This window comes from Pseudomonas sp. AC083, from assembly GCF_979253165.1.
The window spans coordinates 1-235 of record NZ_CEEDDH010000350.1 but is presented as its reverse complement, the minus strand read 5'-3'; the positions used below and the strand labels follow the sequence as shown (position 1 = coordinate 235).

At 45.1% G+C, this 235-nt stretch carries 1 protein-coding gene; it reads right to left on the bottom strand.

Features of this window, described 5'->3' with window-relative positions:
* The coding region (locus AC0IXA_RS28155) for a hypothetical protein (protein ID WP_471815020.1) at positions 1 to 235 on the bottom strand (235 nt) is incomplete at both ends.

Here is a 235-nt window from a genome sequence, read left to right as displayed (position 1 = left end):
CATCATCACGATACCTGCTAAGCTCGTGAGTGTACCATATTGATCATAGATGCTGTACAATTTCCGCAATATATCATCTGCTTCGACCATTTTATCTGTTGCATGACGAATGGCAATATCATCGCTGCTCAATTTGCTGATTAACGCTTGTCCTGCTCCCCATGCATCCCCGACACCAGAAAAACAGCTTCTATACCGAGGATCGCAGCCTAAAATCAGCCCGTCCAGTTCACTA